At 73.5% G+C, this 13,910-nt stretch carries 14 protein-coding genes; 7 read left to right on the top strand and 7 right to left on the bottom strand.

Translation table 11 applies throughout. The annotated features are described in order from the left end of the window. Positions 1-20: 20 nt before the first annotated feature. The 4 genes from ACTEI_RS16610 to ACTEI_RS16600 form a co-directional block, all read right to left on the bottom strand. The gene (locus ACTEI_RS16610; protein WP_203723873.1) at positions 21-1,373 is read right to left on the bottom strand and encodes a serine hydrolase domain-containing protein; all 1,353 of its coding nucleotides are present in this window, start codon (positions 1,371-1,373) and stop codon (positions 21-23) included. 475 nt (positions 1,374-1,848) lie between these two features. Continuing rightward, positions 1,849-2,064 carry a hypothetical protein gene (locus tag ACTEI_RS37025; RefSeq protein WP_145831135.1) on the bottom strand — a complete coding sequence of 72 codons (216 nt, stop codon included), beginning with the start codon at positions 2,062-2,064 and terminating at the stop codon, positions 1,849-1,851. A gap of 186 nt (positions 2,065-2,250) precedes the next feature. After that, positions 2,251-3,606, bottom strand: coding sequence for a glycoside hydrolase family 6 protein (locus tag ACTEI_RS16605; protein ID WP_122978489.1), 1,356 nt, complete (start codon positions 3,604-3,606; stop codon positions 2,251-2,253). Between the two features lie 395 nt (positions 3,607-4,001). Next, positions 4,002-4,766 (bottom strand): IclR family transcriptional regulator, encoded by a 765-nt coding sequence (locus tag ACTEI_RS16600; RefSeq protein ID WP_122978488.1) that lies wholly within the window; start codon positions 4,764-4,766, stop codon positions 4,002-4,004. 89 nt (positions 4,767-4,855) lie between these two features. On the opposite strand from ACTEI_RS16600, the gene ACTEI_RS16595 reads away from it, so the two are divergent. Together ACTEI_RS16595 and ACTEI_RS16590 are read left to right on the top strand one after the other, a co-directional pair. Continuing rightward, the gene (locus ACTEI_RS16595; protein WP_122978487.1) at positions 4,856-5,554 is read left to right on the top strand and encodes a CoA transferase subunit A; all 699 of its coding nucleotides are present in this window, start codon (positions 4,856-4,858) and stop codon (positions 5,552-5,554) included. Further along, positions 5,541-6,176, top strand: a complete 636-nt coding sequence (locus tag ACTEI_RS16590; protein ID WP_275412306.1) for a CoA transferase subunit B — start codon at positions 5,541-5,543, stop codon at positions 6,174-6,176. Before ACTEI_RS16595 ends, ACTEI_RS16590 begins: the two co-directional genes overlap by 14 nt. Before the next feature lie 58 nt (positions 6,177-6,234). Here the strand turns inward: ACTEI_RS16590 and ACTEI_RS16585 are convergent, their stop codons facing one another. From ACTEI_RS16585 to ACTEI_RS16575, 3 genes are read right to left on the bottom strand one after another with little or no spacing between them, the layout of a single operon-like run. Further along, positions 6,235-7,428, bottom strand: a complete 1,194-nt coding sequence (locus ACTEI_RS16585; RefSeq protein WP_122978486.1) for an extracellular catalytic domain type 1 short-chain-length polyhydroxyalkanoate depolymerase — start codon at positions 7,426-7,428, stop codon at positions 6,235-6,237. A gap of 10 nt (positions 7,429-7,438) precedes the next feature. Beyond that, a complete protein-coding gene (locus tag ACTEI_RS16580) occupies positions 7,439-8,299 on the bottom strand; it encodes an alpha/beta fold hydrolase (protein ID WP_122978485.1) in 861 nt (286 codons plus the stop codon). Between the two features lie 4 nt (positions 8,300-8,303). Then, entirely contained in the window at positions 8,304-9,068 is a 765-nt protein-coding gene (locus tag ACTEI_RS16575; protein WP_122978484.1) for a 3-hydroxybutyrate dehydrogenase, read from the bottom strand. Between the two features lie 152 nt (positions 9,069-9,220). Here ACTEI_RS16575 and ACTEI_RS16570 point away from each other — a divergent pair, with 152 nt between their 5' ends. From ACTEI_RS16570 to ACTEI_RS16550, 5 genes are read left to right on the top strand one after another with little or no spacing between them, the layout of a single operon-like run. Continuing rightward, entirely contained in the window at positions 9,221-10,420 is a 1,200-nt protein-coding gene (locus ACTEI_RS16570; protein ID WP_122978483.1) for a substrate-binding domain-containing protein, read from the top strand. A 6-nt stretch (positions 10,421-10,426) separates the two neighbouring features. After that, positions 10,427-11,194, top strand: a complete 768-nt coding sequence (locus tag ACTEI_RS16565) for an ABC transporter ATP-binding protein (protein WP_122978482.1) — start codon at positions 10,427-10,429, stop codon at positions 11,192-11,194. Beyond that, positions 11,191-11,904, top strand: coding sequence for an ABC transporter ATP-binding protein (locus ACTEI_RS16560; protein WP_122978481.1), 714 nt, complete (start codon positions 11,191-11,193; stop codon positions 11,902-11,904). Before ACTEI_RS16565 ends, ACTEI_RS16560 begins: the two co-directional genes overlap by 4 nt. A 1-nt stretch (position 11,905) precedes the next feature. Then, entirely contained in the window at positions 11,906-12,772 is an 867-nt protein-coding gene (locus ACTEI_RS16555; protein ID WP_122978480.1) for a branched-chain amino acid ABC transporter permease, read from the top strand. Beyond that, entirely contained in the window at positions 12,769-13,797 is a 1,029-nt protein-coding gene (locus tag ACTEI_RS16550; protein WP_122978479.1) for a branched-chain amino acid ABC transporter permease, read from the top strand. Before ACTEI_RS16555 ends, ACTEI_RS16550 begins: the two co-directional genes overlap by 4 nt. Positions 13,798-13,910: the final 113 nt, after the last annotated feature.

Here is a 13,910-nt window from a genome sequence, read left to right as displayed (position 1 = left end):
TGCGTGAATGGCGCCTGCGGCTAGATCAACGCCTCGGCACAACGGCGCCCGATGCGACCGCCGACTTGCACAGCGTTCACCGGGCCGCGGCAATTCTCTCGCACAAAGCGTCCGCCGACGGTCCACCGGTCGGATGAATCGTCGCGCAGATAGAAAGTGAGATCGGCGCCGAGCACGAGCGGCTCGGCGTCCTCGCCGTCGACGCGGAAGCGCAGCCCGTACGGACCGCCCGGGAGCACCTCGTAGGTGAGGTCCCCGTTGCGGTAGGTGCCCACGCAGTCGGTCGCGGCGGCCGGCCAGGCGTCGCCCTGCGGCAGGCCGTCGTCCAGGGGGATGCCGAGTCCGCGCAGCTCGGCGGTGAGCTCGGCCCACATCCCGGACCCGGCGCCGATGCCCGCGGTCAGCGCCACCACCCGGCCGGCCGCCGGTTCGATCCGCAGATGGCAGTCGGTGCCGTCGGCGTTGCCGTCGTGCCCGAACCACCGGTACGGCGTCTCGCCGAACGCGGCGAGCCCGAGCCCCCAGCCCCGGGCCAGGCCGAACGGCACCGCCCCGGGCACCACCTCGCGCATCCGGGCGGCGTGCCCGGCGGGCAGCACGTCCGGGATCCCGTCACCGATGTGCAACCGCCCGAACGTCACCAGGTCGGCGGCGCTCAGGGCCAGTGCGCCGGCCGCCGCCTCGGCCGTGACCAGGCACTGCCGGACCGGCCGGACGCGCCCGGTGCTCCGGTGGCGGGAGTGGCCGCTGGCGATCGGCCGGCCGGAGCCGGCGAACCCTGCGCCGATCAGGTCGGTGGAGGTGCCCAACGGCCGCAGCAGCACCGCGGTCACGGCCTCCGCCCAGCTCATCCCGGTGATCCCGGAGACCACCTCGCCGAGCAGCACGTAGCCCACGTTGGAGTAGGAGAAGCCGCCGCCCGGCGGCAGCACCATGACGTCGGGGCGTACCGCCTGGCGCAGGTATCCCCGCACGGAGAGGCCGGCCACCTGCTCGGGCGCCGGCCCGCACGGCAGGCCACCGGTGTGGCTGAGCAGCTGGCCGATGGTGACGGCGGCGGCCGCGGCGGGCAGTCCCGGCACGTGCACGCCCACCGGCTCGTCCAGCTCCAGATCGCCCTCCGCGGCCAGGGCCAGCACGACGGCGGCGGTGAACGCCTTGGTGACCGACCCGACCGGGAAGGCGGTGTCCGCGGTGACCGGCCGGCCGGTTCCGTGCTCCACCTCGCCGAACTCGGCGGTCACCGTCCGGCCGTCCTGGTGGACCGCCAGCTGGGCGCCGGGGACACCGTGCCGCCGGGCGCAGCGGGCCAGCACACCGGCCAGCGTCCGCGGCTCCAGGGCCGCGGGGGCCTCCACCATCGCCGCGCTCACGCCGCCTCACCCGCGGAGCGCATCACCTTTCGGGGAAATGTCCGAAAATGCCTGAGGGCGTTACACAACAAGTCAGCTTCCCTTTCCTCGGCAACCGTTTTGCATCGGGAAGGTACACATTCCCGCGTGACGTTTCGCGGGCACTCCCCGACAAAACAATGGCCGTCTGCGCCGGCCACCCTTGGGCACGTGCCCAATGAACACGAGAAAACCACTTTTGAATAGAGTCGCATAAATGACAGAAGCACGTCGCACACCATGTCCGCCGGTCTGGATTTGCATGTGTTAATGCCCCGCGCAGCCGGCGGCGTGGCGTGCGGGACGCCGTGGGCCGGAACCGTCAGGTGCGCGCCGGCGCCGCCGATCGAGCGGCCGCGCGGCGCATCTCGCGCCGCACCAGCTTCGGCACGGCACTGCCCATGACGACAACCACCGACCCGCGTCACGCTGGACGACGCCTGCGGAACAGCCGCCTTCACGCCCGGGGAGTCCATGACGGCATCGATCGGACGGGGCACCGGCCGGCGCCGCCACGGATGCGGCGACGCAGCTGGGCACGGATCCGGCGGCGCAGCTGGGCGCGGACGCGGCGGCGCAGCTGGGCACGGATCCGGCGCAGCTGGGCGCGGACGCGACGGCGCAGCTGGGCGCGGATACGGCAGCGCAGCTGGGCGCGGCTGTGCTTGGGCACGCCGCTTCGGCCCAGCGGGCGACGAAGCCGTGGACCGTCTCGCTGTCGGTTACCGGGAATCACACGCCGCAGGAGCCGCCCCGAACCGGGATCCGGCACCGTCCCGGAAGAAGGCAGCCATGAACGAGGCTTGCGCTCGTACCGGACGAGACCGGCGGGGCGGCCGCATCTCGCCCGGGACGTGCGTCAGGAGATCGGCGGGTACGCGTTGCGCACCAGTTCGGTGAAGGCGCCCGGGAACCACTCGCCGCGCGCCGGCGCTCCGGCCATCGCGTTGGTGGGCCGGCGGGCGCCCCCGATCGGCGGCATCTCCCCGGTCGGGTCGCACCGTACGTCATCGGCGGCGCTGCCGTCCGACACACCGGGCGGCTTGACCCAGGCGTACGCGTGCACGTGTGCCCGCGGCGCCGCGCGCGGCGGCTCACCCAGGCCCGCGCCGACCTGGTTGCACCAGGTGAAACGCATCGGCCGCCGGTCGACGCGGCTCTGGTCGACGAACGTGTTGACATCGGTGGAGGTGCTCGGCGCGGTGGGCCGGGCCGGGCCGCCCCAGCCGTTGCGGGACGTGTCCACGAGCGCGCCCACCCGTTCCGGGAAGCCGGCGGCGACCAGCGCGGCGTGCATGGCGTCGATGAAGGTGGACTCCTCCAGGTGGTCGTTCCAGTCCACCCACCGGGAGAGCGTGATCGGCGTGCCGGCGCGGGTCATGCCGATGTCGAGGAACGGCTCGTCCACCGGATCGTACTCGGCGACGTTGACGGCGAAGCCGTCGATGCTGGCCACCCCGGCGGGGGTGCGGTCCGCCGCCTCCCGGATCACGCCGACCGCCGCCCGGAGGCTGTCCGCCCAGCCGACCTGGTTGGACTGCGTGACGTCCAGGTAGGCGAACACGTTCGGCAACTCGTGCAGGCGGCTCAGCGCGTGCGGGATCGCGTCGAGGTAGACCCCGGCCTGCCTGGCCTGCTCGCACTCGTACGATCGGGTCGCCGGGTAGACCTCGTTGCCCAGCGCGTCCGGCTCGACCACCACGGCGACGCGCAGCCGGCGGTACGCGGGTTCGGCCAGGATCGCCGCGATCGGGTCGACGAACCGCGTACGGTACGCCGCCGGGCCGCCGCCGGCGACCGTCAGCTCCCCGGACGGCGCCCGCGAACAACTGCGGTTCGGCAGGTTGTAGAGCACCAGCGTGACCACCACGGGCCGGCCCTCTCTGCGCTGCTGGGCGAGCGCGCCGTCGAGATGGGCGCGCAGTCCGCGACGACCGTCCGTGCCACTGATCGAGGCGATCGAGTCCAGCCACACGGCGGTGGGCCGCCGGGACACGGCCGTCATCGCCGGCGCCAGGTCGCCGCCCCCCGTGGCCGCGGCCCGCGCCGCCGCCGACCAGTCCGGGTCGACGTAGCCGTGCGCGCCCAGGAACGGGTTGCCCGTCACCGGCACCCGGGCGCCGGTGGCGGCGCCGGCCGGCGCCGTGCCGGCGCCACCGGCGGCGACCAGCGCGGCCGCGACCACCATCGAGGCAATCCGGGTACGCCAGGCCATCCCGCCTCCCTCGATCGATTCGCTTCGATCCTAGGCGGTACGGCGCCCGGGAATCCACACCTCAGCACGGACGGCACGGCCGCCGACCCGGATCGGACGCTTCCGGAGCAGACCACGGGGGCGGCTCTCGCTTCGGCCGATGCCCGCGTGCTGCCGTTCGCCCCCGACGGGCCGGACAGCGGTGGTGAAGCAGTTCGTCCTGTTCGTCACCGCGCTCCTGCCGGGTCCACCGGCGCCGCGATCACGCCGTGACCGACGCGGCCGGCACGATCGACGGGCGGGAGGGACCGGCCAACCTGCAACTCAGCAACGACCGCAAGGCCCTGTACACCCCGGGTACGGGCGGGGGCGCGTCGAGGGTTCGTGCCGAGGGTTCGTGCCGACGGCGCTCGCCCTCACCGGCGGGCGAGCCGCCGGGTCAGGGCGTGGGCGGCCTCCAGCAGCAGCGCGCCCAGCCAGGCGGTGCGCTCGCCGTTGAAGCGGGACTCCACCCCGGTCAGGCTGAGCGCCCAGGCGGGCGAGCCGGTGCGGTCGAACACGACCGCGCCGACGCCCCAGCTGCCCGGCACGATCAGGCCCGGGTTCACCGCGTAGCCCCGCCGGCGGGTGGCCTTCAGCCGCCGCGCCAACGGCGCGCCCTCGTGCGGGGCGCCGTATGCGGCGGCGAGTTCGGCGCCGCGCCCGGCGAGGTAGGCCTGCGCGTCCGGCACCGGCAGATAGGCGAGCAGGGCGAGCCCGGCCGACGCGACGCCGAGCGGGAACCGGATGCCCTCGTGCAGCACGTGCGAGCGCAGCGGGAAGCTGCCCTCCACCCCGGCCAGGCACACCGTCTCGGTGCCGCGCCGGGCGGAGAAGAAGGCGCTCTCCCCGGTCCGCTCGGCCAGCGACCGCAGGATGTCGCGGGCGGTGGAGGTGACGTCGTAGCGTTCCGCCGCCACCGAGCCGAGCAGGAACATCTCCGGCCCGAGGCACCAGCGCCCCCGGCCGGTGTCGCGGTCGACGAAGCCCTCCTCGGCGAGCGCGGCGAGCAGACGCTGCGCGGTCGACCGGGGCAGGCCGGTCGCGGCGGCCACCTCGGCGGTGGTGACCCCCTCGGCGGCGCCCGACCCGACCCGGCGCAGCACCGCGGCCACCCGGCAGACCAGCTGTGAGCCCTGCATGACCACATTATGAGCACCGACTGCCCACCCGAACCATCAGGCGGTCAGCGGCGACGCGCCGGTCCGCCGTGCGCCTAACCTGCCGCGCCATGAGCAAACTCGTCGACAGCGCGGCGCGGGCCGTGGCCGCCGTCGCCCGCGACGGCATGACGATCGCGGTCGGTGGCTTCGGCCTGTCCGGCATCCCCACCTCTTTGATCACGGCCCTGCGTGACACCGGCGTCACCGGACTCACCATCGTCAGCAACAACATGGGCGTCGACGGCAAGGGCCTCGGCCTGCTGCTGGAGAATCGGCAGGTCAGCAAGGTGCTCGCGTCCTACGTCGGTGAGAACAAGCTCTTCGCCGAGCAGTATCTGACCGGCCAGCTCGACGTCGAGTTCGTGCCGCAGGGGACGCTGGCCGAGCGCCTGCGCGCCGGCGGCGCCGGCATCCCCGCCTTCTTCACCCCGACCGGCGCCGGCACGACGGTCGGCGCCGGCAAACCCGAAGAGCACTTCGACGGCGTCCGTACGATCCTGGAGCGCGGCATCGTGGCCGACCTCGCCCTGGTGCGCGCCCATCGGGCCGACCTCGACGGCAACCTGCGCTACCGGCTCGCGGCCCGCAACTTCAACCCCCTGGTCGCCACCGCGGGCCGGATCACGATCGCCGAGACCGAGACGATCGGCGCGCTCGACCCGGACGACGTGCACACCTCCGGCATCTACGTGCAGCACCTGGTCCGGACCGAGACGACGGAGAAGCACATCGAGCAGAGGACGGTGCGGCCCCGTGTGGACGCGTGACGAGATGGCGGCGATCGCCGCGTCCGAGCTGACCGACGGCCAGTACGTCAACCTCGGCATCGGCATACCCACCCTGGTCGCCAACCACCTGCCCGCCGGCGTGCGGGTGACCCTGCAGAGCGAGAACGGCATCCTCGGCACCGGCCCGTTCCCGTACGACGGCGACGAGGACCCCGACCTGATCAACGCGGGCAAGCAGACCGTCACCCTGCTCCCCGGGGCGTCCGTCTTCGACTCGGCCACCTCGTTCGGCATGATCCGCGGCGGGCATGTGCAGACCGCGATCCTCGGCGCGCTGCAGGTGGCCGCGAACGGCGACCTGGCGAACTGGACCGTCCCCGGGCGCCTGGTCAAGGGCATGGGCGGCGCGATGGACCTGGTGGCCGGCGCCCCGCGGGTGGTGGTGGTCACCGAGCACGTCGCCAAGGACGGCACCCCGAAGATCGTCGAACGGTGCACGCTGCCGCTGACCGGCGCCGGCGTCGTCGACCGCATCATCTCCGACCGGGCGGTCTTCGATGTCACCGCCGACGGCCTGGTGCTGCGCCGGCTCGCCGACGGGCAGAGCGTCGAGGGCCTGCGCGCGCTGACCGCAGCGCCGTTCACGGTGGGTACGGCATGAGCGGCGTCGGGCTCCGGCAGGCCGGCGCCATTCTGATCGCTGTCGCCGGATCCGGCGATCAGCACGTCCCGTCGGCGACGACGTAGTGGTCCGGGCCGGTCTGGCGCAGCGTGCGCGTGGTGAAGGTGTTCCACAGCCCCATCACCTGCCCGGAGCCGTTGGCGTACGTCTGGCCGCCGGACTGGGTCGCCCGGCCGGCGGTGGTGTGAGCGTAGTTGCTCGCCGTGAAGCAGGGCTGCGGACCCGGCGGGGGAGCCGACGGCGAGCTCGGCGGGGGCGTCGCGGGTGCGTCGCCGGCCAGACCCCAGGCCACGGCAATGTGGTACGACGAGCAGACCGTGTTCAGAAAGTACGGCCCGGTCGTCCCGCACTGCTCCTCCGCGCTGCCGGGCGCGACCGGGGTGCCGTGGCCCATCCCCTGCACCCGGTACAGCGAGACGGCCGGCACGCCCGCGCCGTCGTGGTGGTGCTCGACGATGGTGGGCCCGGGCAGCGACGCGGTCGCCGACGGCTGCTGCGAGATCCCCCAGACGTTCGTCCACTGGTCGCGCAGCTCGGTCGCGTTCGCCGGCACGACGGTGGTGTCGGCGGCGCCGTGCCAGATGCCGACCCGCGGCCACGGCCCGCCGTAGCCCGGGTTGGCGGCCCGGACCAGGGCGCCCCAATGCGCCGGGGCGCGGTTCTGCGCCTGGTACTGGCAGACGGTCCCGCAGTCGTACGGCAGCCCGGCGATCACCGCACCGGCGGCGAACACGTCCGGATAGGCCGCCAGCATGACCGCGGTCATCGCGCCGCCCGCCGACAGCCCGGTCACGTAGACCCGGCGCGGGTCGGAACCGTAGGCCCGGATCGCGTGATCGACCATCTGCTTGATCGAGAGCGCCTCGCCCCGGCCACGGCGGATGTCGCCGGCGGTGAACCAGTTGAAGCAGGACAGCGCGTTGTTGGCCGAGGTCTGCTCCGGGAAGACCAGCGCCGCCCGGTACCGGTCGGCGTACTTCGGCCAGCCGGACCGGCTGTAGTAGTCGGTGGCGGTCTGCGTGCAGCCGTGCAGCGCCACCACCAGCGGGCGGCCGGTGGGCAGGCCGTCCGGGACGTAGGCGCGCATACGCAGCGCGCCGGGATTGGAGCCGAACGAGGTGACCTCGGTGAGGGTCGCGGCCGCGTTCGCCGAGGACAGCGGGGAGACGGTGAGACCGGCGACGGTGAGCAGGACCGCTGCCAGCAGGGGGAGGCATCGGCGGAGATTCATGTCGCGGACGTTACGGAGAGGTTTCCGGAAATCCCATGTGCCCGCCAGCCACATCGGCGGTCACCATGGTGTGGATCCGGTCCGCCACCCGCCGCGCGCCCGACCCGGTCAGGATCGTGTAGTGGTTGACGTCCGGCACCGGCTCGGCGTCCCGGCCGGCGAGCTGCTCGGCGCGGTACAGGCCGGTGTCCTCGTCCATCAACCCTCGCGGGGCCCACAGCAGGGGGAACGGCGCCGGCGGCGGGTCGCGCAGCATGTCCGCGGCGTCCGCGCGGATCGCCTCGATGCGGCAGGACGAGCCGGACCCGGTGAAGTCGCGCAGCACGTACCCCTCCAGGTCCGCGTCCCAGTAGCGGCCCAGCGCCGGGTTGGCCCGGAAATAGCCGAGGTAGTCCTCCGCCGACGCGAACGTCATCGACAGCCGGCGCATGGCCGGGCCGATCACCGCCTCCAGCGCGGCGTCCACGTCGACGTCCGCCGGCACCCCCAGCGCGACCCCGCCGTCGACCATCAGCACCGGGCCGAACCGGCCGGGATGCCGGGCCGCGGTGGCCGCCGCTACGAACGCGCCCATCGAGTGCCCGACCAGCGCGGGTGCCGGCGCGGCGAACCGGTCGGCGACGGCGAGCAGGTCGCCGGCGTGCGCGGCCATCCCGTACGGCCCGGGCAGTCCCGCGCTGCCGGCCCGGCCGCGCAGGTCGGGCGCGACCAGATGGGCCCGGCCGGCCAGGGCGCGGGCGACCGCCGCCCAGGACAGGGCGTTCGCGGTGATGCCGTGCGCGGCGATCACCAGCGGTCCGTCGGCGGGCCAGCTCAGCACGCGCAGCGTCCCGCCGGCCACCGGTACGTCGATCTCATCGGGTTCGGTCATCGGATCAGTGTGCCGTCCAGCCGCCGTCGATCACGAGCGACGATCCGGTGATCAGCGAGGCCGGTGGACTGCACAGGTACGCCACGATCTCGGCCACCTGCTCCGGCTCGATCAGCTGACGGATCGCCGCCCGGTCGAGCAGGATCCTGTCCACCACCTCGGCCCGGTCGATGCCGTTGACCGCGGCCTGGTCGTCGATCTGCCGCTCGACCAGGGAGGTACGGACGAAGGCCGGGTTGACGCAGTTGGAGGTCACCCCGTGCTTGGCGCCCTCCAGCGCGGTCACCTTGGACAGCCCCTCCAGGGCGTGCTTGGCGGTCACGTAGGCCGCCTTGTACGGCGAGGCGATCAACCCGTGCACCGAGGAGATGTTCACGATCCGGCCCCAGCCGCGCTCGTACATGTGTGGCAGCACCGCCTTGATCAGCCGGAACGGCGCCTCCACCATGACCCGTTGGAGCAGCGCGAACTTGTCGGCCGGGAAGTCCGGCAGCGGCGCCACCACCTGCAGCCCGGCGTTGTTGACCAGCACGTCAGCGCCGGTGAACACGTCGATGCCGTCCAGATCGGACAGGTCGGCGGCGACCGCCCGGCCGCCGATCGCGGCCGCCACCTCCTTGGCCGCCCGCTCGTCGATGTCCAGCACCACCACCTCGGCGCCGGCCGCGGCCAGCCGCTCGGCGCAGGCCCGGCCGATGCCGCTGCCGGCGCCGGTGACCAGCGCGGTACGCCCCGTCAGGTTCAGATCGACCACTCGTGCCGTCGTCATGGCCGAGACCGTACGGACCGCCGGCGACCACCGACATGTGGCCGGCAGACAGAAGCAGCGGCCATCCTATGTGGCCCATCGCGGTGGTCCGGGTCACACCACTGTTTCTAGCGTGTGACGACACCCAACAGCTTCTGGACGGAAGGTGCCCGATGAGTGGTTCGGCGACATCCCGGCGCACGGTGCTCGGCGCCGTGCTGGCAGCCGTCGCGGTCACGGCGGCCGCGTGCGGCAGCCCGCAGGAGTCGGCCGGCGGCGGCTCCGGCGACACGGCGCCGCTGAACGTGGGCGTCGTCTACGCCGAGTCCGGCCCGCTCGCCGGCTACGGTCAGCAGTACGCCGAGGGGTTCAAGGCCGGCCTGGCGTACGCGACCGGCAACACCAATCAGGTCGGTGGGCGGCCGGTCAACGTCACCTGGACCGACGACGCCGGCGACCCGGTGAAGGCGGTCTCCGCGGCCAAGGATCTGATCGGCAAGGGGTACCGGGTCCTCGCCGGCTCCACCAGCTCCGGCGTGGCCCTGCAGGTGGCGCCGCTGGCGCTGGAGAACAAGGTGCTGTTCGTCTCCGGCCCGGCCGCCACCGACGCGGTCACCGGCGCCAACCGCTACACCTTCCGGTCCGGCCGGCAGTCGTACCAGGACGTACGCACCGCCCGGGCGTTCCTCGGCGACGGCAGGAAGGTGCTGGTCTTCGCCCCCGACTCGGCGTTCGGCAAGTCCAACGTCGCAGCGGTGCGGAGCGTGCTCGGCGGCGCCGGCGCGACCGTCAGCGACATCGCCGTGCCGGCCACCGCCACCGACTTCACCCCGTTCGCCAACCAGGTCAAGGCCGCCCGCCCCGACCTGGTCTTCGTCGCCTGGGCCGGCACCACCGCGGCCGCCATGTGGCAGGCCCTCGACCAGCAGGGCGTGCTCACCAGCACGAAGGTCGTCACCGGCCTCGACATGCGCGCGTCCTGGGCCGGCTTCGGCAGCGGCGCCGCCGAGCTCCACCTGCTCGCCCACTACTTCGACGGCGCCACCGACAACGCCGCCTACCAGGCGCTGAAGGCGGCGGTGCCGGGCGGGCGCACCGACCTGTTCCACCCCGACGGCTTCGCCGCCGCGCAGATGATCGTGCACGCGTTGGAGGCCGCGCCGGACGACACCGACGCGATGGTCGAGGCGCTGGAGGGTCACACCTTCGAGTCGGTGAAGGGCACGCTCGTCGTGCGGGCCGAGGACCACGCGCTGCTGCAGCCGATGTTCCAGGCCAGGATCTCCGGCTCCGGCGACGCGCTGACCGCGACGGTCACCGGCACGGTCAGCGCCCAGGACGCCGCCCCGCCCGCGACCACGATGAAGGGCTGACCGGCGATGCCGACCAGCACCGTCACCGCCGCGGCGCTCGCGGTCGACGGCGTGACCTGGCGCATCGGCGCGGTGCCGATCGTCGACGACGTCACCCTGGACCTGGCCGCGGACGAGTTCGTCGCCCTGATCGGGCCCAACGGCGCCGGCAAGACCTCCCTGTTCAACCTGATCAGCGGCCTGACCCGGCCCACCGCCGGGCGGATCCGGCTGGGCGGCGACGACATCACCACGCTCGCCCCCCACGGCCGGGCCCGCCGCGGGCTGGGCCGCACCTTCCAGACCTCCGCGGTCTTCGGCTCGCTCACCATCGCCGAGAACGTGGCGCTCGCGCTGCAGGCCCGGCGCGGCGGCGCGATGCGCGGATGGCGCCGGCGCGGCGACCGCGAGGTCGCCGCCCGCGCCGAGGAGATCCTCACCGAGGTACGCCTGGAGCGCCACGCCACCCGTACCGCCGGTTCGCTGGCCCACGGCGAGAAACGCAAGCTGGAGATCGCGCTGCTGCTCGCCGGCGAACCGCGGGTCCTGCTGCTCGACGAGCCGATGGCCGGCGTCAGCCTCGAGGACGTGCCCGCGCTGGTCGAGGTGATCCGCGGGCTGACCGCCGGCACCGGGCGCAGCGTGCTGATGGTCGAGCACCACATGGAGGTGGTGCTCGACCTCGCCGACCGGATCGCCGTGCTGCACCACGGCGCCCTCCTGGCCTGCGACACCCCGGACGCGGTGATGGCCGACCCGTTCGTCCAGCAGGCCTATCTGGGGGAGGACCGGTGAGCGACCCGATCCTGCGCGTCGCCGGGCTGTCGGTGCGCCTCGGCGGATCGCACATCCTGCAGGGCGTCACCTTCGACGTGCCGGGCGCGGGCGTCACCGCGCTTCTCGGGCGCAACGGGGTCGGCAAGACCACGACACTGCGCGCCGTCCTCGGTGAGGTGCCGGCCCGCGGAACCGTCGAGTTCGGTGGCGAGCCGGTACTCGGCCGCCCCACCCATCGGCTGGTCCGCGCCGGGCTGGCGTACGTGCCGGAGGACCGGTGTGTCTTCGCCGGCCTGACCGTGGCGGAGAACCTGCGCCTGGCCGAACGCGTGCCGAACCCGGACTACGCGCTCGTGCACGAACTGTTCCCGGAGCTGAAGACCCGGGCCGGCCAGCGCGCGGGCACGCTCTCCGGCGGACAGCAGCAGATGGTCGCCGTCGCCCGGGTGCTGCTCAACCCCAACCGGCTGCTGCTGGTCGACGAACCCACCAAGGGACTCGCGCCGGCCGTGGTGACCGCGGTCGCCGCCGTGCTGGCTCGGGTCGCGGAGCGCGTACCGGTGCTGTTGGTCGAACAGAACCTGGCAGTCGTCCGCAGGCTCGCCAGCGACGCCGTGGTGATCGAAGCCGGCCGGGTCGCGTGGCAGGGCCACGCCGGCGACCTGCTCGGCGACGCCGAGGCCACCCGGTCGTTGCTCGGCGTCGGAACCACCGCCGGGAGGCGCTGACGTGTCCACCGTGGTCCTGCTGACGCTGACCGGGCTCGGCCTGGCGGCGCTGTACTTCCTCATCGCCTCCGGCCTGTCACTCGTGTTCGGCCTGGCCGGGGTGCTCAACTTCGCGCACGGCCTGTTCCTGGCCGTCGGCGCGTACCTCACCTGGTGGGCCGCGCCGCGGACCGGCCTGGCGACGGCCGTCCTGCTCGGGGTGGCCGCGGCCGCCGCGACCGGCGCGCTGGTCGAGGTGGCGCTGATCCGGCCGCTCTACACCCGGCACACCGAGCAGGTGCTGGTCACCGTCGGGCTGTCGCTGGCCGGTGTCGCGCTGCTCCAGTCGATCTGGGGCGCCGACGCCCGGGTGTTCCCCCGGCCGGACTGGGCCACCGAGGTCACCGACGTGCTCGGCGCCCAGGTGCCGATCGACCGCTACCTGCTGATCGGCGCGGCGGCCCTGGTGCTGGTGGCGCTGCTGGCCTTCCTGCGCTTCACCCGGTACGGCCTGGTGATCCGGGCCGGGGTGGAGAACCGGGCCATGGTCAGCGCGCTCGGCATCGACGTACGCAACGCGTTCACGCTGGTCTTCGCGATCGGCGGGGCGCTCGCCGGGCTCGCCGGAATCCTCGGCGGCATGTACTTCAGCTCGATCTCGCCCGGTCAGGGCGCCTCCCTGCTGATCTTCGCCTTCATCGTCGTGGTGATCGGCGGCCTCGGCTCGGTGACCGGGTCGGCCGTCGCCGCGGTCGCGGTCGGCCTGCTCCAGCAGTTCGTGAACTACTACGGCGCGGCCGGGGCCGGCGACGTCAGCGTGGTGGCGTTGCTCGCCGTCGTGCTGCTGCTGCGCCCCACCGGCATCGCCGGGAAGGTGGCAACCGCATGAGGGTACGGACGGGGCAGCTCGCGCCGGTCCTGGCGCTGATCGTGGCCGTGGCGCTGCCCTGGTCGACGATCGCGGTGCCGGGGCTGTTCGAGGGCCCGCTGAACTCGCCGGGCACCCTGCAGATGCTGGCCGTCTGCCTGGTCTTCGGTGGCCTGGCCCTCAGCTACGACCTGCTGTTCGGCCGGGCCGGGCTGCTCTCCTTCGGCCACGCGCTGCACATCGCGGCCGGCGCGTACGGCGTCGACATCCTGGTCAGTCACTACGGCTGGGCACTGTGGAGCGCCGCGCTGATCACCGTGCTCGCCTCGGCGGTGCTGGCCGCGCTGCTCGGCTCGGTCGCCCTGCGTACCTCGGGCATCGCCTTCTCCATGGTCACCCTCGCCTTCGCGCAGGTCGGTCACATCGCGGTCAACCGGGATCCGGGTGGGCTCACCGGTGGGGAGGAGGGCCTGCCGATGCGGACGGCGGGGCTGCCGGACGCGCTGGTCGGTGTGCTGAACACGGTGAACCTGTACTGGCTGGCGCTGGCCTTCCTCACCGTGGTCGCCCTGGTCGTGCACACCATCGACCGGGCGCCGCTGGGGCGTACCCTGATCGGCCTGCGCGACGACGAGCGCCGCATCGCCGTGCTCGGCCTGTCGCCGTACCGGCTGAAGTTGCTGGCCTTCGTCGTCGCCGGCGCCCTGGCCGCGCTCGGCGGGGTCGCCTACGCCCTGGTGGTCGGCGGGGTGTCGCCGCACGTGGCGTCCTCCGAGCTGACCCTGTCGCTGATCGTGATGGCGGTGCTCGGTGGGGCCGGCACCCGGTGGGGCGCGGTGCTCGGCGGCATCCTCTACGCCTATCTCGACCAGCGGCTGGCCCGTCTCGGCGGCAGCCTGCCCGGCCCGTTCGGCGAGCCGCTGTTCGTCCTCGGCACCCTGTTCATCGTGGTCGTCTACTTCGCGCCGGGCGGCCTGACCGGTGCCCGCCGGCAGCCGCTGCGCCGCAGCCTGACCGGCAGACGGCCGGCTCCGACCTCCGGCTAGGCCGCGTTTCGTAAGTGCGGGCGAGGTGTGACGTGTCCCGGCGTGGCGGTTGTCGATACGAAGTGAGGTCTCCGGTAAACGGGTTAGCGACCAAGCAAACCTGAACCACCGGA

It is taken from the genome of Actinoplanes teichomyceticus ATCC 31121 (assembly GCF_003711105.1).
Taxonomy (GTDB): domain Bacteria; phylum Actinomycetota; class Actinomycetes; order Mycobacteriales; family Micromonosporaceae; genus Actinoplanes; species Actinoplanes teichomyceticus.
Note: the sequence above shows the minus strand (reverse complement) of the source record. Positions and strands in the feature narration are given on the sequence as shown.